This window comes from Bacillus haynesii, assembly GCF_014042035.1.
In the GTDB taxonomy this organism is placed as follows: Bacteria; Bacillota; Bacilli; order Bacillales; family Bacillaceae; genus Bacillus; species Bacillus haynesii.
In genome coordinates this window covers 1,370,406-1,389,413 of record NZ_CP059494.1, presented here as the reverse complement: position 1 = coordinate 1,389,413, position 19,008 = coordinate 1,370,406, and the positions used below count along the sequence as shown (strand labels likewise).

Here is a 19,008-nt window from a genome sequence, read left to right as displayed (position 1 = left end):
ATGATCCTATTTTATATTTATAGAGTTTTAAGTATTCTTCTAACCGTTTATTCGTTTGCGCTCATTATTTACATTTTTATGTCTTGGGTGCCTAATGCAAGGGAGTCTTCATTCGGCCGGGTGCTTGCTTCACTTTGTGAGCCTTATCTCGAACCGTTCAGAAGAATCATTCCTCCGCTCGGGATGATTGATATTTCTCCGCTCGTGGCGATTTTCATACTGCGGTTCGCAGATGCAGGGCTTCTTGCGGTTTTCAGAATGCTCGGCGCTTTTTAAAGACATCATTGCCGATTATCCCGTAAGGACTTGCCGGCGGCAGCGGCGCCGTTTTTCAGGAGCGTGCCTTCAATCTTTGCGGGCCGAGTATCGGGCTTGGCTGTAGGCCAGGCCTCTTTACATAGAAAGGAAAGACAATGAGCGATATTTACCAGCATTTCAGAAAAGACGAAGAGCCGTTTATCGACCAGGCTCTTGAGTGGAAAAGAATCGTGGCGGAACAGTACCGGATGAAGCTGACCGATTTTTTGGACCCGCGGGAACAGGTGATCCTGCAATCTGTCATCGGTCATTCAGACGACGTGAGGCTTGAATTTTTCGGAGGCTTCCCTGAGGCCGAACGAAAGAGGGCTGTGCTGTTCCCCGAATATACCGAGCCGTCTGCCGAAGATTTTCAGCTTCAAGGCTGGGAAGTCATCTATCCGCAAAAATTTGCCTCCATCGAGCATCGCGAGCTTCTCGGCTCATTGATGGGCATCGGATTGAAGCGTCAAAAGTTCGGCGACCTGATCTTTTCGGACGGGACATGGCAGTTTATCTGTTCGGAAGAAGTCGCTGATTTTGTTTTTACCCAGCTGACACAAATCGGGAAGGTGAAAGTTTCCCTTGAAAAAATTCCGCTTTCAAAGCTTAAAGTACCGGAGCAGGATGTCGAAATAAGGGATGATACGGTTTCATCTTTGAGGCTTGATGCGATTTGCTCGTCAATGAGCAGGCAATCCCGACAGAAAGCACAGGTTCTCGTGAAAAACGGCCTCGTGAAAGTGAACTGGAAAGTCATCGAAGACCCTTCATATGCACTGGCGGAAGGGGATATGGTTTCGATCCGGGGGTTTGGCCGCTTCAGGATGAAAAACATTGACGGCAAAACGAAAAAGGGCAAATGGAGATTGACGTTTGAAAAACAAAAATGACGAGTTTTAACAGTTTTTTCTCCGCCCGGTCGAATTTTGCTTTATAATGTTGACTAGGACAAGTGTACATAAAGAAAAATAATGGAGGTGGGCAGCATGCCTTTGACGCCAAATGACATTCATAATAAAACATTTACGAAAGCGTTCCGCGGCTATGATGAAGATGAAGTGAACGAGTTCCTGGCCCAGGTGAGAAAGGATTATGAGATCATTCTGCGCAAAAAAAATGAGCTTGAAACAAAAGTGAACGAGCTTGACGAGCGTCTCGGCCATTTTTCGACGATCGAAGAGACGTTGAATAAATCGATCCTTGTCGCACAGGAAGCAGCAGAAGACGTAAAGCGCAATTCCGAGAAAGAAGCGAAGCTCATCGTCCGTGAAGCTGAGAAAAACGCTGACCGGATCATTAATGAGTCCCTTTCAAAATCGAGAAAAATCGCGATGGAAATCGAAGAGCTGAAAAAGCAGTCAAAAGTGTTCAGAACCCGTTTCCAAATGCTGATCGAAGCGCAGCTTGACCTGTTGAAAAACGATGACTGGGATCATTTGCTTGAATACGAAGTAGACGCAGTAATGGATGAAAAGGAATAGAATTTCGTTTGCAATCTTGACATATCGTCATCCGTTCGCATATAATACGTTCATAAATTGAGTGAAAAACGTTTGAGAGGGACAGACATTGATTCCTGAAAACAATGAAAGCGACCCGGGGGTGGTGTAAGCCCGGGATTGTTGGAATCGTTGTGTATCAGCCCTCAAGTTTCCTTTCTGAACCGTCCAGTAGGAAAGGACGTCCCATCACGTTACGATGTTTGAGCGGATAAGCCGAATCGGCTTGTCTAAAAGGGTGGTACCGCGAGATCAAAGCCTTCTCGTCCCTTATGGGATGAAAAGGCTTTTTTTGTTTTAGAAAAGATGTTTTGGAGGAATGGTAATGGATTATAAAGACACGCTCTTAATGCCGAAAACAGATTTTCCGATGAGAGGAAACTTGCCGAACCGTGAACCTGAAATCCAGGGGAAATGGGAAGATATGGACATTTACAGCCTCGTTCAGAAACGAACCGAAGGCCGGCCGATGTTCGTGCTTCATGACGGACCTCCGTATGCGAACGGCGATATTCATATGGGCCATGCGCTTAACAAAGTACTGAAGGACTTCATCGTCCGTTCGAGATCGATGAGCGGCTATCATGCACCGTACGTTCCGGGCTGGGACACACACGGCTTGCCGATTGAAACGGCGCTCACGAAAAACAAAAAAGTGAAGCGTAAAGAAATGACAGTAGCCGAATTCCGCAAGCTTTGCGAAGAATATGCATGGCAGCAAATCGAAGGTCAAAAGACGCAATTTAAGCGTCTCGGTGTCAGAGGAGATTGGGAAAACCCATACGTGACGCTAAAGCCTGAGTTTGAAGCGCAGCAAATTAAAGTATTCGGCGAAATGGCGAAAAAAGGTTATATTTACAAAGGGAAGAAGCCGGTTTACTGGTCCCCTTCAAGCGAATCAGCTCTGGCTGAAGCTGAAATCGAGTACCATGATAAACGCTCGCCGTCTATCTATGTTGCATTTGATGTAAAAGATGGAAAAGGTGTATTGAAAAACGGCGAAAAAATCATCATCTGGACGACAACGCCATGGACGATCCCGGCCAACCTCGGCATCGCCGTACACCCTGAATTGGAATACAGCGTCGTTGCTGCCGGAGGCGGGCGCTACGTGATGGCAAGCGCATTGATTGAAAGCGTGGCAAAAGCGATCGGCTTTGAAGATCATGAAGTTGTTCAGACCGTTAAAGGAAAAGACCTGGAACATATTGTTGCGGTTCATCCTTTATATGGAAGAGATTCGCTTGTCATGCTCGGTGAACACGTAACAACAGATGCCGGTACAGGCTGCGTTCATACCGCTCCGGGACACGGAGAAGACGACTTTATCATCGGTCAGAAATACGGACTTGACGTGCTTTGCCCAGTTGATGAAAAAGGACATATGACGAGCGAAGCCCCTGGTTTTGAAGGACTGTTTTACGATCAGGCCAACAAGCCGATTACAGAACAGCTCGAAGAAAAAGGCGCTTTGCTGAAGCTCGATTTCATCACACACTCCTATCCGCACGACTGGAGAACGAAAAAACCGACCATTTTCCGTGCGACCGCCCAATGGTTCGCTTCTATCAAAGACTTTAGAGACGAGCTTCTTGACGCGGTAAAAGAAACAAAATGGGTGCCTGAATGGGGCGAAACGCGCCTCTACAATATGATCCGCGACCGCGGTGACTGGTGTATTTCAAGACAGCGCGCATGGGGCGTGCCGATTCCGGTATTTTATGCCGAAAACGGGGAGCCGATCATCACGGATGAAACGATCGACCACGTTTCTGAACTATTCAGGAAGCACGGTTCGAACATTTGGTTTGAAAAAGAAGCGAATGAACTGCTTCCGGAAGGCTTTACACACCCGGGAAGCCCGAACGGCAAGTTCACAAAAGAACAGGACATCATGGACGTCTGGTTTGATTCAGGATCGTCACATCAGGCCGTACTGGAAGAACGTGATGATCTTGTAAGACCTGCGGACTTGTATCTTGAAGGATCTGACCAATACCGCGGCTGGTTTAACTCATCGATTTCGACAGCGGTTGCCGTAACGGGTAAAGCACCTTATAAAGGCGTGCTGTCACACGGTTTTGCCCTTGACGGAGAAGGCCGCAAAATGAGTAAATCGCTCGGCAATGTCGTTGTACCGGCAAAAATCATGAACCAGTTTGGGGCCGATATTTTAAGGCTGTGGGTTGCGTCTGTCGACTATCAAGCAGATGTCCGCGTGTCTGACGCGATCTTAAAACAAGTCGCAGAAGTGTACCGGAAGATTCGCAACACGTTCCGTTTCCTTCACGGAAACATTGCCGATTTTGACCCGGCGAATGATGCAATCGCTGTGGAAGATCTTCGCGAAGTCGATCAGTACATTTTGATCAAGCTGAACAGCCTCATTGAAAAAGTCAAAAAAGCGTATGAAGAATACGATTTTGCGGTCATTTACCATGCTGTCCACAACTTCTGTGCGATCGAGCTCAGCTCATTCTATATGGATTTTGCTAAAGACGTCGTTTATATTGAACACGCCGATCATAAAGACCGCCGCAGCATGCAGACCGTTTTTTACGAAACGCTGCTTGCGCTTGTCAAGCTGATTGCGCCGATCCTGCCGCATACTGCTGACGAAATGTGGAACCACTTCACATTCGTATCGGAAAAAAGCGTGCAGCTTACCGATATGCCGGAAACAAGAGACATTCCGAATGCAAAAGAGACGGAAGCGAAGTTCGACAGCTTCATGAAGCTTCGCGACGATGTTCTTAAAGCGCTTGAAACTGCGCGGAATGAAAAGATCATCGGAAAATCTTCGGTTGCCAGCTTGACGCTGTATCCGAATGAAGAAGCAAAAGCGCTGCTTTCTTCAATCAAGGAAGACGTCAAACAGCTGTTCATCGTGTCAGAGCTTGCCATCGGCGGAACGGAAGCCGATGCGCCTGAAGAAGCGCAGACGTTTGAAACAGGAAAAATCGTCGTTGCTCAGGCAGAAGGCGAGACTTGTGAGCGGTGCCGCATGGTTTCTAAAGAAATCGGCCAGGATGCCGATCATCCGGAACTTTGCCCTCGCTGTGCTGGAATTGTGAAGACGTATTATCAAAATTAACCACGAAGCGGTTCGGAGTTTTTCCGAACCGCTTTTAGCATTCCGCCAAACCCTATCACTCGTTGTCAGGCCTCCCCGGCGTCCTGCCTGAACGCTGCCGCCATCACATCCTGTGAAAGTCCTCAGAAAGGATGCCATTGCTGTCATCGTTTTGTACGTCAGGAAAAATCTTTTGGGCTTGGATACCGGCATTGTCGGTAACACTAAGGTCACAAACGATAAGAGCAGGAGTTGATGTAGGCGTGAACGATCAGCTGGCGGCAATTCATACCGAACTTCTTCAAATGAAGGAAGAACTGGAAGCAAGGCTTTTTGAATACTCCTTTTTTCAGCAGGATTCTCAAGGCATCAATTCGTATCAGCAGGCAACACTTATGTATCATGTCAAAGAAGAGCTTCAGGACGTGCTTTTGGCCCTTTCAAAAATCGAAAACGGAACATACGGCATTTGCGAAGAAACGAATCAGGCAATTCCGCTGGTAAAAATGGCTATTCTGCCGACGGCGCGCACTGCGAACGATTTTTTATATCATGCCCAGTTTGAAAAAAAGACGCTTCCTATTTGGGCTGAGACGGATGAGACGTTCAACCGGGCGCTCTACTCATAACATTCTGCAAGAGGGGAGGGCTTTTGCCCTCTTGCAGGATGTCAATGAATATTCCTTTACTCCTTTTCTTTTTCTTGTTAAAATGCTTAAATGAAGAGAAACAGAAACTGGAGGAACGGTTTGTGCCTTATTACATAATTGCACTGCTCATTATCGGTATCGATCAATTTACAAAATGGCTGGTCGTCAGCAAAATGGAGTACGGTGAAAGCATCCCCGTCATCGATGGTTTCTTTCAAATTACGTCGCACAGGAATACGGGTGCGGCATGGGGCATTTTGGCCGGACAGATGTGGTTTTTTTACATTATTACGATAGCGGTTGTCATCGGCATTGTTTACTACATTCAAAAACATGCAAAAGGACAAATTCTGCTCGGAACCGCTCTTGGCTTGATGCTTGGCGGTGCAGTCGGCAATTTCATCGACCGCGTGTTCAGACAAGAAGTTGTCGATTTTATACACGTGACGATCGTCAATTATCATTATCCGATTTTCAACATTGCCGATTCATCTTTATGCGTCGGTGTCCTGCTCTTATTTATACAAATGCTGTTAGACGGAAAGAAGAAGAAGGAGCTGTAACATGGAGCATTATGAAATGACCGTTCATGAAGAATATAAAGGTGAACGGATTGACAAGTACTTGACCGCAGTTGAAGCGGATTGGTCGCGGACTCAAGTGCAGCAGTGGATTAAAGAAGACCGCGTGCTAGTTAACGGAAATGCGGTCAAAGCCAACTATAAAGTTCAGGAAGGGGATGCGGTGTCAGTACATGTTCCCGAGCCGGAACCGCTAGATGTCACGGCTGAACCGATGGATCTTGATATTTATTATGAGGATCAGGACGTCCTTGTCGTCAACAAGCCGCGCGGAATGGTCGTTCACCCGGCTCCCGGCCATTTGACAGGGACGCTTGTCAACGGTTTGATGGCGCATTGTGACGATCTGTCAGGCATCAACGGCGTGATGAGGCCGGGTATCGTCCACCGGATTGACAAGGACACTTCAGGCCTGTTGATGGTTGCCAAAAACGATATGGCGCATGAGTCGCTCGTGAACCAGCTTGTCAACAAAACGGTGACGAGAAAATACACTGCGCTTGTCCACGGCGTCATCCCGCATGACCACGGGACGATCGACGCGCCGATCGGCAGGGATAAAAAAGACAGGCAGAGTATGACGGTCACAAGGGAAAACGGAAAGCATGCCGTCACTCATTTTGAAGTAATCGAACGGTTCGATGATTTCACTGTCGTTGAATGCCAGCTTGAAACGGGGCGAACCCATCAAATTCGCGTGCATATGAAATATATCGGCTTTCCTCTCGCGGGAGATCCGAAATACGGCCCGAAAAAGACGGTCGATTTCAACGGCCAGGTGCTGCATGCGGGCGTATTGGGGTTTGACCATCCGCGTACTGGAGAATATGTTGAATTTGAGGCGCCTCTGCCTGACGACATGAAAAATCTCCTCGACAAAATTCGAAATAAACGTTGACAGACGTTTTCTTTTTTGAAATAATAAATGCAGTTAAATCAGATTCTTTAACACAGTCCAGAGAGGCTGAGAAGGATACCGGACAAGCGAATCAATGAATTCGTTTAAAAGACCCCTCTCTGCCTTTATGCAGAAGGGGTTTTTGTTTTATCCTTTAAAAGATACGGGGTGCTGGCCATGCAAGAACAGGAAAAGGCTGTTGTGCTTGACGAACAGGCGATCAGAAGGGCGCTGACAAGAATCGCCCACGAAATGATTGAACGAAACAAAGGAATGAACAACTGTATCCTTGTCGGAATCAAAACGAGAGGCATCTATCTGGCCAAACGGCTTGCCGAACGGATTGAGCAAATCGAAGGAAACAAAGTCACCGTAGGAGAGCTTGACATCACCCTTTACAGGGATGATCTTTCCAAAAAAACGTCCAATGAAGAGCCGCTTGTCAAAGGAGCGGACATTCCGGCGGACATCACCGATCAAAAGGTGATCGTCGTCGATGACGTGCTTTACACGGGACGGACGGTCAGAGCGGCCATGGATGCGCTCGTCGATGTCGGGCGGCCTTCATCCATCCAGCTTGCGGTGCTGGTCGACCGCGGCCATAGAGAGCTGCCGATCAGAGCCGACTATATCGGGAAAAACATCCCGACATCGAAAGCCGAGAAGGTCATGGTTCAATTAGAGGAAGTTGACGGACGCGACCTTGCGGCGATTTATAAAAAGTGAATGATAATCCTTTTTTAAATGCATTCCAGTGAGTTTGCAAAGAGGGATAGAACGAAAGGTAGCCGCCTCACCATGCGGCGGTCTTTGTCTGCCTCTTTGCGCAATTTAAGCAAAGAGGCTTTTTTAATGGGCATCAATCATTTCAGGATATGAAGACATCATAGACAGTGAGTCGATCATCAGGAGGAAAAAATATGAGTCAGAAAAAAGTGAACCTTGGTGTCAGAGAAGTACCAAAACCTTTGAATTGGATATCTTTCAGCCTGCAGCATCTGTTTGCCATGTTCGGAGCGACGATCCTTGTGCCGAAGCTTGTAGGCTTGAGCCCGGGCGTGGCCCTCATTACGAGCGGACTTGGAACGCTTGCATATCTCTTGATTACAAAAGGACAGATCCCGGCTTACTTAGGTTCATCCTTTGCATTTATTGCCCCGATTATCGCGGCAAAAGCCGCTGGAGGCCCTGGTGCGGCCATGATCGGCGCATTTATGGCAGGCATCGCCTACGGGCTGATCGCCCTTCTCATCCAGCAGCTTGGAACGGACTGGCTGATGAGGCTCCTGCCGCCTGTTGTCGTCGGTCCGGTTATTATCGTCATCGGACTCGGGCTGGCAAGTACGGCTGTCAATATGGCCATGTATGAAGATCCGGGAGCCAAAGTGCTCGTCTACAGCGCCAAACATTTTGGCGTCGCAGGATTTACACTTGCGCTCACCGTGATCTGCGCGATTTTTTTAAGAGGATTTTTCAGCCTGATTCCTGTCTTGATCGGAATTATCGGCGGATACTTGTTCGCCCTGACCCAGGGAATCGTCGACTTCCAGATGGTTCTTGACGCCAAATGGTTTGCTGTTCCGGATTTCGTGCTTCCGTTTGTCGACTATACGCCGAGCGCGGCGGCTGTCGGAATCGGAATCGCCATGGTGCCCGTTGCTTTCGTGACGATGTCAGAACATATCGGCCACCAAATGGTATTAAGCAAGGTCGTCGGCCAGGATTTCATTAAGAAGCCCGGGCTTCACCGCTCGATTTTCGGCGACAGCGTCGCAACGATGCTGGCATCATGCATCGGCGGACCGCCGACAACGACTTACGGAGAAAACATCGGCGTACTCGCCATTACAAGAGTATTCAGCGTATTTGTCATCGGCGGAGCGGCTGTCATTGCACTGTGCTTCGGGTTTATCGGCAAAATTTCGGCCCTGATAAGCTCTGTCCCTTCCGCAGTCATGGGAGGCGTTTCCTTCCTGCTGTTCGGTATCATCGCATCAAGCGGACTGCGCATGTTGATCGATAACAAAATTGACTTGGAAAACAAGCGAAACCTGATCATCTCATCCGTCATTCTCGTCATCGGAGTGGGCGGCGCATTTATCAAAATCTCAGGATTTGAGCTGTCAAGCATGGCGCTTGCGGCGATCGTCGGAGTGGTTTTAAACCTTGTCCTGCCTGAATCAAAGGGAGATCAGGACGGGATTGAAATAGAAGAGCATATTTAAAAACCTTTTAAATGAAGTCCAGAGAGGCTTGAAAGGGTTGCGGAGAGAGAAGTGCAAAGAAGCGCATTCTCTGATTCACTGTACCCCAAGCCGTTATAGCTTGGGGTTTTTTTACGGGAAATTAAAGCCTGAGGGGGAGAAAAAATGAAACACTTGACCGCAATGAATGAGCTTAGTCTTGAGGATATTCACGAGCTGATTGAAGAGGCGAGAGAGCTGAAAAAAGGCAAGTCCGATTCCGTCCTCTCCGGAAAGTTTGCTGCCAATCTGTTTTTTGAACCGAGTACAAGAACGCGCTTCAGCTTCGAAGTGGCTGAAAAGAAACTTGGCATGAATGTGTTGAACCTGGACGGTGTTTCAACGAGCGTACAAAAAGGAGAATCGTTGTACGATACCGTCAAGACCCTCGAATCCATCGGCGCTGATGTATGTGTGATCAGACACTCTCAGGATCATTATTACAATGAACTCATCGGACACGTCGGCATTCCGGTGATCAATGCCGGAGACGGCTGCGGTCAGCATCCCACTCAATCTTTGCTAGACTTGATGACGATTCACGAGGAATGGGGCAGATTTGCCGGACTGACGGTATCCATACACGGAGATATCAAACACAGCAGAGTGGCAAGGTCGAATGCCGAAGTACTGACAAGGCTCGGAGCAAAGGTTCTGTTCTCAGGTCCAGACGAATGGCGGGATGAAGACAATCCATACGGGACATATGTGTCGCCTGACGAAGCGGTTGCTAATTCGGATGTCGTGATGCTTCTCCGGATTCAGCACGAACGTCATGAGAAAAAGGCGGCAGAACGAGACTATCTTGAAACTTTCGGATTGTCGCTGAAGCGGGCGGAGCTCTTGAAAAAAGACGCGGTCATTATGCACCCTGCGCCAGTCAACCGAGGTGTCGAGATTGACAGTGCACTGGTCGAATCCGCTCAGTCGAGAATTTTTAAACAAATGGAAAACGGTGTATATATCAGAATGGCGGTTTTAAAAAGAGCGCTTCTAAACGGCGAAAACAGAAAAAGGGGAGATCAGGCTTATGTCTTATTTAATTAAAAACGGCTTCATACTCGACGAAAAAGGTGAAAAAGTACAGCGTGATATCAGGATTGAAGGCGATACAATCAGCGAAATCGGAAGCCTTGAGGCCGCTTTGGGAGAAACGGTTATCGATGCCGATGGACTTTTCGTCTCGCCAGGGCTTGTTGACCTTCACGTTCACTTCAGAGAGCCGGGCGGCGAGAAGAAAGAAACGATCGAAACAGGTGCAAAAGCCGCAGCTAGAGGCGGATTTACAACTGTCGCCGCAATGCCGAATACGCGGCCTGTCCCCGATACGAAAGAGCAGATGGAGTGGCTCGTCAACCGCATTGACGAAACGGCATCTGTCAGAGTGCTCCCGTATGCTTCCATCACCGTCAGACAAACAGGCCAGGAAATGACCGATTTCGAAGGGCTGAAAGACGCAGGTGCGTTCGCGTTTACCGATGACGGCGTCGGCGTTCAAACGGCGGGGATGATGTATGAAGCGATGAAAAAAGCGGCTTCGATCGATAAAGCGATCGTCGCTCACTGTGAAGACAATTCACTGATCTACGGCGGCAGTGTACACGATGGGGAATTTGCCAAAGCCAACGGTTTAAACGGGATTCCTTCAGTGTGCGAAGCAGTTCACATCGCAAGGGACGTTCTTCTGGCCGAAGCGGCAGGCTGCCATTACCACGTCTGTCATATCAGCACGAAGGAATCGGTCAGGGTCGTCCGCGATGCCAAAAAAGCGGGGATCCGCGTGACGGCGGAAGTGACGCCGCACCATCTGCTCCTTTCAGACAGTGACATTCCCGGTCTTGATACAAATTATAAAATGAATCCGCCGCTCAGAAGTCCGGAAGACAGAGAAGCGCTCCTTGAGGGGCTTAGAGACGGAACAATCGATTTTATCGCAACGGATCATGCCCCTCACACAGAAGAAGAAAAACAACAGACAATGAGCCTGGCGCCATTTGGAATTGTCGGCTTGGAGACGGCTTTTCCGCTCCTTTACACGCACTTTGTCAAAACAGGCAAATGGACGCTGAAACAGCTGCACGATTATATGACGGTCAAACCTTGCGAGGCGTTCGGACTTCCTTACGGGAAGCTTGAAGCCGGTCGGTCCGCGGATATTACGCTCATTGATCTTGAACGCGAAGAAAAAATTGACAAAAGCATCTTTCTTTCTAAAGGGAAAAACACGCCGTTTGACGGCATCAGCTGCTTCGGCTGGCCGGTTATGACAATGGCAAAGGGAAAACTCGTTTACCAAGAGGGGAGACTTGTAAAATGAAAAGACGTCTTGTACTAGAAAACGGAACGATTTTTGAAGGGGAAGCATTCGGCAGCTTGGAAAACACCATGGGAGAAGTCGTGTTCAACACGGGGATGACAGGCTATCAAGAAATCCTCTCAGATCCTTCATACTGCGGACAAATTGTCACCCTGACATACCCGCTGATCGGAAACTACGGGATCAACAGAGACGACTTTGAATCCATCACCCCTTATGTGAAAGGGTTTATCGTAAAAGAGTTATGTCAACATCCGTCAAACTGGCGCTCTGCTTATACACTTGATGAATATTTAAAAATGAAGAACATCCCGGGACTCTCAGGGATTGACACGAGAAAGCTGACAAGAATGATCAGAACAGCAGGTACGCTGAAAGGAGTTTTTGCCAGCCCGGAAGAAGATGCTGAGGCTTTGGTTCATAAGCTGAAAGAAACGAACCTTCCGACCGATCAGGTCAGCCAAGTTTCAACAAAAACGGCATATCCGAGCCCAGGGAGAGGGAAGCGAATCGTGCTCGTCGATTTCGGAATGAAGCACGGCATCTTAAGGGAGCTGAACAAGCGCAAATGCGATGTGATCGTCGTTCCTCACAATGTAACGGCAGAAGAAGTGATGCAGCTAAAGCCTGACGGCGTAATGCTGTCAAACGGACCCGGAGATCCAACGGACGTACCGGAAGCGATTGCCATGATTCAAAACATTCTCGGCAAGGTTCCATTGTTCGGCATCTGTCTCGGCCATCAGCTGTTTGCCCTCGCCTGCGGAGCAAAGACGGCGAAAATGAAGTTCGGACACCGCGGTTCCAACCATCCGGTTAAAGAGCTTGCAACCGGGAGAGTATCGATTACGGCTCAAAACCACGGCTATACTGTATCGTCCGTTGAAAACACGCCGCTTGAGGTGACGCATGTAGCGATTAATGATGAGACAATCGAAGGGCTTAAACATAAACACGAACCGGCTTTCACGGTTCAATACCATCCGGAAGCTTCACCGGGGCCGGAAGACGCAAACCATTTATTTGATCAATTTTTAGACATGATTGAAACCACAGAGAAAGAAGGGGAAGCGGTATGCCTAAACGCGTAGATATCAAGAAGATTTTGGTGATCGGATCGGGGCCGATTATTATCGGGCAGGCGGCGGAATTTGATTATGCGGGCACACAGGCCTGCCTCGCTTTAAAAGAAGAAGGCTATGAAGTCATTCTCGTCAACTCAAATCCGGCGACGATCATGACGGATACGGAAATGGCTGACCGCGTATATATCGAACCGCTGACGCTTGAATTCTTAACACGGATCATCCGCAAAGAGCGGCCGGACGCCATTTTGCCGACATTGGGCGGGCAGACGGGCCTCAACTTGGCGGTCGAACTGTCCGAGCACGGCATCTTGGCTGAGTGCGGCGTTGAAGTGCTCGGCACGAAATTGTCGGCGATCCAGAAAGCGGAGGACCGCGACTTGTTCAGAAGCTTGATGAATGAGTTGAATGAGCCGGTTCCGGAAAGCGAGATCATCCACTCGCTCGGCGAAGCGCGCGAGTTTGTCGAGCGTATCGGCTTCCCTGTCATCGTCAGACCGGCATACACGCTTGGCGGAACAGGCGGAGGCATCTGCTCAAACGAAGACGAGCTGAAAGAAATCGTTGAAAACGGCTTAAAAATGAGCCCGGTTCATCAATGTCTGCTTGAAAAGAGCATCGCCGGCTACAAAGAAATCGAGTATGAAGTCATGAGAGACTCGAGCGATCATGCGATCGTCGTCTGCAATATGGAAAACATCGATCCGGTCGGGATTCATACCGGGGACAGCATCGTTGTAGCGCCGAGCCAGACGCTGAGCGACCGCGAATACCAAATGCTTCGCAATGTATCGCTGAAAATCATCCGCGCGCTTGAAATCGAAGGCGGCTGTAACGTTCAGCTGGCGCTTGACCCGGACAGCTTTCAGTACTACATCATTGAGGTAAACCCGCGGGTCAGCCGTTCATCAGCGCTTGCCTCAAAAGCGACGGGCTATCCGATCGCAAAGCTTGCCGCCAAAATCGCCGTCGGTTTGTCTCTTGACGAAATGATGAATCCTGTTACAGGAAAAACGTACGCATCTTTCGAACCTGCACTCGACTATGTCGTTTCAAAAATACCGCGCTGGCCGTTTGATAAATTCGAATCGGCAAACCGCAGGCTCGGCACGCAGATGAAAGCGACGGGCGAAGTGATGGCGATCGGAAGAACGTGGGAGGAATCTCTTCTTAAAGCGGTCCGTTCTCTTGAAGCGGATGTCTACCACCTGGAACTGAAAGATGCCGGTGATATCTCGAATGAAGTGCTTGAAAAACGGATTAAAAAAGCGGGAGACGAACGGCTCTTTTACTTGGCCGAAGCGTTCAGAAGAGGATACACAGTCAGCGATCTCCATGAATTTTCGGCAATTGACCTGTTCTTCCTGCACAAGCTTGAGGGAATCATTCGCTTTGAAGAGAAGCTGAAAGCCGGGCGCGGCGACCTTGGCCTTTTAAAAGAAGCGAAAGAGCTCGGTTTTTCAGACCGCTTCATTAGCCTTCTCTGGGAGATGTCTGAACGAAAGCTTTATGATCTTAGAAAAGAAGCAGGCATTACGCCTGTTTATAAAATGGTTGATACATGCGCGGCTGAATTTGAATCAGAGACACCGTATTTCTACAGCACGTATGAAGAAGAAAACGAATCGGTCAGAACGGACAAAAACAGCGTCATCGTTCTTGGCTCGGGTCCGATCCGGATCGGCCAGGGGGTTGAATTCGACTATGCGACCGTGCATTCGGTCTGGGCGATTAAAGAAGCCGGCTATGAAGCAATCATAATCAACAACAATCCTGAGACGGTTTCAACGGACTTCAGCATTTCCGACAAGCTCTACTTTGAGCCGCTTACTGTTGAAGATGTCATGCATATCATCGATTTGGAGCAGCCGAAAGGCGTCGTCGTTCAGTTTGGCGGACAGACTGCGATCAACCTAGCCGACGAGCTCGCAGAGCGGGGCGTCGCCATTCTCGGAACATCTCTGGAAGATTTGGACCGCGCCGAGGACCGCGACAAGTTCGAACAGACGCTTGAAACGCTGCATGTACCTCAGCCGCTCGGAAAAACGGCGACATCTGTGGAAGGCGCCGTTGAAATCGCAGCTAACATCGGCTATCCGGTGCTTGTCCGCCCATCGTATGTACTTGGGGGACGTGCGATGGAGATCGTCTACCAAGAAGCAGAGCTTCTCCATTATATGGAGAATGCAGTGAAAATCAATCCGCAGCACCCTGTCCTGATCGATAAATATTTGACCGGAAAAGAAATTGAAGTGGATGCAATCTCTGACGGTGAAACGGTTGTCATTCCGGGGATTATGGAGCACATCGAACGGGCGGGCGTCCACTCGGGGGATTCGATTGCCGTTTACCCGCCGCAATCCCTTTCAGAGGACATCAAGAAAAAGATTGAAGCATACACGATTAAGCTTGCAAAAGGCTTAAACATCGTCGGCCTGCTCAACATTCAATTTGTCCTTTCAAAAGATGAGGTTTACGTCCTTGAAGTCAACCCGAGATCGAGCCGCACGGTGCCGTTTCTCAGCAAAATCACCGGCATACCGATGGCCAATCTCGCAACAAAAGTGATTCTCGGCGGGAAGCTGGCCGATTTGGGCTATACAGCAGGCCTCCAAAAAGAGCAGGAAGGCGTATATGTGAAAGTGCCGGTCTTCTCGTTTGCAAAGCTGAGAAGAGTGGATATCACGCTCGGACCGGAAATGAAATCGACTGGGGAAGTCATGGGCAAAGACAGCACATTGGAAAAAGCGCTATACAAAGGACTGATCGCTTCAGGCATCCAAATTCCGAACTACGGCTCTGTTCTCCTGACAGTTGCTGATAAAGATAAAGAGGAAGGACTATTGATCGCCAAGCGGTTCCATGCGATCGGCTATAACATATTGGCTACGGAAGGAACGGCCGGCTATTTAAGAGACGCATCCGTACCTGTTAAAACCGTTGGGAAAATCGGCGAAGAAGGAACAAATCTCCTTGATGTCATTCGAAACGGAGAAGCGCAGTTCGTCGTCAATACGCTGACAAAAGGGAAGCAACCGGCAAGGGACGGCTTCAGAATCAGACGCGAATCCGTTGAAAACGGCGTTGCCTGCCTGACATCCCTTGATACGGCGGAAGCGATTTTACGGGTGCTTGAAAGCATGAGCTTCCGCGCCGATCATATGCCGGAGATTAAAATCGAGCAAAAGGCGGCTGTCAGATGAGAAAAGGGTATATGACAGTCCGTTCAAACAAGTGTATCGCGGATCATATTTATCAAATGGTACTGGAAGGGGAGATTGCCGAAGTTTGCGGCGCTCCCGGCCAGTTCCTTCACATCAAGGTCTCAGACTCCCTCACACCGCTTTTGAGGCGGCCGATCAGCATCGCTGATATCAACAGAGCCGCCCGGCAGGTGACCATCATCTTTCGCAAGGATGGGGAGGGCACGAGCCTCCTTTCTTTAAAAAAGGAAGGAGATCAGATCGATGTCCTCGGTCCGCTCGGCAACGGTTTTCCGGCTGAATCGCTTGAACCGGGGAAAACGGCTCTTCTCGTCGGAGGGGGGATCGGTGTTCCGCCGCTTTACGAGCTGAGCAAACAGCTGACAAACAGAGGGGTGCACGCGATCCATGTGTTAGGATTTGCTTCTGCAAAAGATGTCTTTTACGAACAGGAATTCAGCCGCTTCGGCCGGGTGTATGTGGCAACCGCAGACGGCACCCGCGGTTCAAAGGGATTTGTTACAGATGTCATTGAAAACGAGAGGCTTCAGTTTGACTGCATAATGGCTTGCGGACCGACGCCGATGCTGAAAGCTTTAAAACAGCGCTATCCGGATAAAGAGGTTTATCTGTCGATGGAAGAGCGCATGGGATGCGGGATCGGTGCTTGCTTTGCCTGTGTCTGCCATACGGAAGAAAGCGAAACGTCTTATGTGAAGGTATGCCTTGACGGCCCTGTTTTCAAAGCTGAGGAGGTGCTGTTATGAGGCTTGAAGTCAATTTGCCGGGCCTTCAATTGAAAAATCCGATCATGCCGGCCTCAGGCTGCTTTGGATTCGGGAGAGAATTTGCGAACTTTTACGATCTATCACGTCTCGGTGCGATCATGATTAAAGCGACGACGAGCGAGCCGCGCTTCGGGAATCCGACGCCGCGCGTCGCCGAGACACAAGCCGGCATGCTCAATGCCATCGGCCTGCAAAATCCGGGTTTAGAGGCTGTCATGGAACGCGAATTGCCTTGGCTCGAACAGTTCGATACGCCGATTATCGCCAATGTCGCCGGCTCGCAGATCGACGATTATGTGGAAGTGGCTGAAGAAATCAGCAAAGCGCCGAACGTTCATGCGCTCGAGCTGAATATTTCTTGTCCCAACGTGAAAACGGGAGGCATCGCCTTCGGCACACAGCCGGAAATGGCCGGCGAGCTGACGAAAGCGGTAAAAGAGGTTGCAAGCGTTCCCGTCTATGTGAAGCTTTCGCCGAATGTTGCGAACATAACCGACATCGCTCTTGCCATAGAAGAAGCGGGAGCGGACGGTCTGACGATGATCAACACGCTGATCGGGATGCGACTCGACTTAAAAACGGGAAAGCCGATCTTGGCGAATAAAACCGGCGGATTATCAGGCCCTGCCGTTAAACCGGTGGCCATCAGAATGGTGCATGAAGTCAGCCAAAAGGTGAGCATTCCGATCATCGGCATGGGAGGCGTCCAGTCAGCCGAAGATGTGCTTGAGTTTTTGCTGGCGGGTGCGAGCGCAGTCGCCGTCGGCACGGCAAACTTCGTTAATCCGTTTGCTTGTCCCGAAATCATCGACGATTTGCCGCGCGTTTTAGAAAAATACGGATCCGATTCGTTGAACGAGTGTGTCGGAAGGAGCTGGAAGGATGAAACATACGCCGCCCATCATCGCGCTTGATTTTGCATCAGCACAGGAAACATATGCGTTTTTGGACCGGTTTCAAGAGGAAGAGCTATTCGTTAAGGTGGGCATGGAGCTTTTTTATCAAGAAGGACCTGCCATCCTTGAAAAGTTGCAGGAGCGCGGCTGCCGCATTTTCCTCGATCTAAAGTGCCACGACATTCCAACGACCGTATATAAGGCGATGAAAAGGCTGGCGGGATTTGGCGTCAGTCTTGTCAATGTGCACGCAGCAGGAGGAAAACAAATGATGGAGTCGGCGCTTGAAGGCCTTGAAGCGGGGACTCCGGCAGGCCAAAAACGCCCTTCATTAATTGCCGTGACCCAGCTGACAAGCACGTCTTCAGAAATGCTTCAGCGTGAACTGCTGATTGAAACACCGCTTCTCGATGCAGTTGTTCACTACAGCAAGTTGGCTGAAGAAAGCGGACTTGACGGCGTCGTCTGCTCCGTTCATGAAGCCGAACACATTTACCGGGCTGTGTCTTTAGGTTTTCTGACCGTGACACCCGGAATTCGCATGGCAGATGACAAAAACAACGACCAGGTCCGGGTGGCGACGCCGTCATACGCACGGGAAAAAGGCGTATCGGCGATCGTTGTCGGCCGTTCGATTACACAGGCGGAAGATCCTGTGTCAGCCTACAGAAGAATAGGACATGAGTGGGAGGGAACCAAGGCATGAAAACAGACATTGCAAACCATTTATTAAAAATCAAAGCAGTTTTCCTGCGCCCGAATGAGCCGTTTACATGGGCGAGCGGCATCCTGTCGCCCATCTACTGCGACAACCGTTTGACGCTTTCATATCCGGAAGTAAGGCATGATATAGCTTCAGGGCTTGCCGGACTGATTCAAGACAAATTTCCCGAAGCCGAAATGATCGCCGGTACGGCAACCGCGGGAATCCCCCATGCCGCGCTTGCCGCTGACAGACTGAGCCTGCCGATGTGCTACGTCAGAAGCAAACCGAAGGCGCACGGCAAAGGAAACCAAATTGAAGGAGCCGTTGTAAAAGGACAGAAAGTCGTTGTGATCGAAGATTTAATTTCAACGGGCGGAAGCGTCCTTGAAGCAGCCGCCGCCCTTACAGAGGCGGGATGTGAAGTGCTCGGCGTCGCCGCCATTTTCACTTACGGGCTTCCAAAAGCCGCCGCCGCCTTCAGCGAAGCGGGCGTTGAATATTACACGCTAACTGATTATGATACGTTGACAGAGGCTGCGCTTGCCGGTGGATATATCAGCGAACAGGATGCCGCCAAACTGAAAGAATGGAAGGCGAATCCTGAAAGCAAGTCTTGGATGGACTGATGACCAAAGCCGTATTCTCCTAATGGGAGAACGGCTTTTTTTGCGCCTTTTTGCAGATTTCAAAATAGTAAAATCGGATTATTTTTATTTTTTATTAATCCTATAAAAAAAGTCGGGTTGACTTTTATTCGAATTGTGCTAAA

At 49.4% G+C, this 19,008-nt stretch carries 17 protein-coding genes and 1 other annotated feature; all 17 genes read left to right on the top strand.

What is annotated here, in order from left to right; genetic code table 11:
- A complete protein-coding gene (locus tag H2R00_RS06820) occupies positions 1 to 276 on the top strand; it encodes a YggT family protein (protein WP_154997779.1) in 276 nt (91 codons plus the stop codon).
- 137 nt (positions 277 to 413) lie between these two features.
- Positions 414 to 1,190 carry a YlmH family RNA-binding protein gene (locus H2R00_RS06815; RefSeq protein ID WP_182070714.1) on the top strand — a complete coding sequence of 259 codons (777 nt, stop codon included), beginning with the start codon at positions 414 to 416 and terminating at the stop codon, positions 1,188 to 1,190.
- Positions 1,191 to 1,286: 96 nt separating this feature from the next.
- The gene (locus tag H2R00_RS06810) at positions 1,287 to 1,781 is read left to right on the top strand and encodes a DivIVA domain-containing protein (RefSeq protein ID WP_043928148.1); all 495 of its coding nucleotides are present in this window, start codon (positions 1,287 to 1,289) and stop codon (positions 1,779 to 1,781) included.
- A 62-nt stretch (positions 1,782 to 1,843) separates the two neighbouring features.
- Positions 1,844 to 2,073, top strand: a binding site (T-box leader).
- A 51-nt stretch (positions 2,074 to 2,124) separates the two neighbouring features.
- Entirely contained in the window at positions 2,125 to 4,893 is a 2,769-nt protein-coding gene (gene ileS / locus H2R00_RS06805) for an isoleucine--tRNA ligase (protein ID WP_182070713.1), read from the top strand.
- 242 nt (positions 4,894 to 5,135) lie between these two features.
- A complete protein-coding gene (locus H2R00_RS06800) occupies positions 5,136 to 5,501 on the top strand; it encodes a TraR/DksA family transcriptional regulator (RefSeq protein WP_154997773.1) in 366 nt (121 codons plus the stop codon).
- A 122-nt stretch (positions 5,502 to 5,623) separates the two neighbouring features.
- On the top strand, positions 5,624 to 6,085 hold the full coding sequence (lspA, locus tag H2R00_RS06795) for a signal peptidase II (RefSeq protein WP_234112996.1): 462 nt from the start codon (positions 5,624 to 5,626) through the stop codon (positions 6,083 to 6,085).
- A gap of 1 nt (position 6,086) precedes the next feature.
- On the top strand, positions 6,087 to 7,001 hold the full coding sequence (locus H2R00_RS06790) for an RluA family pseudouridine synthase (RefSeq protein WP_154997771.1): 915 nt from the start codon (positions 6,087 to 6,089) through the stop codon (positions 6,999 to 7,001).
- 177 nt (positions 7,002 to 7,178) lie between these two features.
- Positions 7,179 to 7,727 (top strand): bifunctional pyr operon transcriptional regulator/uracil phosphoribosyltransferase PyrR, encoded by a 549-nt coding sequence (gene pyrR, locus H2R00_RS06785; protein ID WP_043928159.1) that lies wholly within the window; start codon positions 7,179 to 7,181, stop codon positions 7,725 to 7,727.
- 194 nt (positions 7,728 to 7,921) lie between these two features.
- Complete coding sequence (pyrP, locus tag H2R00_RS06780) at positions 7,922 to 9,226, top strand: uracil permease PyrP (protein ID WP_154997769.1); 1,305 nt, start codon at positions 7,922 to 7,924, stop codon at positions 9,224 to 9,226.
- A gap of 144 nt (positions 9,227 to 9,370) precedes the next feature.
- Positions 9,371 to 10,291, top strand: a complete 921-nt coding sequence (locus tag H2R00_RS06775; RefSeq protein WP_154997767.1) for an aspartate carbamoyltransferase catalytic subunit — start codon at positions 9,371 to 9,373, stop codon at positions 10,289 to 10,291.
- A complete protein-coding gene (locus tag H2R00_RS06770) occupies positions 10,275 to 11,561 on the top strand; it encodes a dihydroorotase (RefSeq protein ID WP_182070712.1) in 1,287 nt (428 codons plus the stop codon). Before H2R00_RS06775 ends, H2R00_RS06770 begins: the two co-directional genes overlap by 17 nt.
- Entirely contained in the window at positions 11,558 to 12,652 is a 1,095-nt protein-coding gene (locus tag H2R00_RS06765) for a carbamoyl phosphate synthase small subunit (protein WP_154997763.1), read from the top strand. The genes H2R00_RS06770 and H2R00_RS06765 overlap by 4 nt, the downstream gene beginning before the upstream one ends.
- Positions 12,637 to 15,849 carry a carbamoyl-phosphate synthase large subunit gene (gene carB, locus H2R00_RS06760; protein ID WP_182070711.1) on the top strand — a complete coding sequence of 1,071 codons (3,213 nt, stop codon included), beginning with the start codon at positions 12,637 to 12,639 and terminating at the stop codon, positions 15,847 to 15,849. Before H2R00_RS06765 ends, carB begins: the two co-directional genes overlap by 16 nt.
- Positions 15,846 to 16,616 carry a dihydroorotate dehydrogenase electron transfer subunit gene (locus H2R00_RS06755; protein ID WP_182070710.1) on the top strand — a complete coding sequence of 257 codons (771 nt, stop codon included), beginning with the start codon at positions 15,846 to 15,848 and terminating at the stop codon, positions 16,614 to 16,616. The genes carB and H2R00_RS06755 overlap by 4 nt, the downstream gene beginning before the upstream one ends.
- Positions 16,613 to 17,551, top strand: a complete 939-nt coding sequence (locus tag H2R00_RS06750) for a dihydroorotate dehydrogenase (RefSeq protein WP_182070709.1) — start codon at positions 16,613 to 16,615, stop codon at positions 17,549 to 17,551. Before H2R00_RS06755 ends, H2R00_RS06750 begins: the two co-directional genes overlap by 4 nt.
- Positions 17,520 to 18,239 (top strand): orotidine-5'-phosphate decarboxylase, encoded by a 720-nt coding sequence (gene pyrF, locus H2R00_RS06745; RefSeq protein ID WP_154997756.1) that lies wholly within the window; start codon positions 17,520 to 17,522, stop codon positions 18,237 to 18,239. The genes H2R00_RS06750 and pyrF overlap by 32 nt, the downstream gene beginning before the upstream one ends.
- Positions 18,236 to 18,865 carry an orotate phosphoribosyltransferase gene (pyrE, locus tag H2R00_RS06740; RefSeq protein WP_154997754.1) on the top strand — a complete coding sequence of 210 codons (630 nt, stop codon included), beginning with the start codon at positions 18,236 to 18,238 and terminating at the stop codon, positions 18,863 to 18,865. Before pyrF ends, pyrE begins: the two co-directional genes overlap by 4 nt.
- Positions 18,866 to 19,008: the final 143 nt, after the last annotated feature.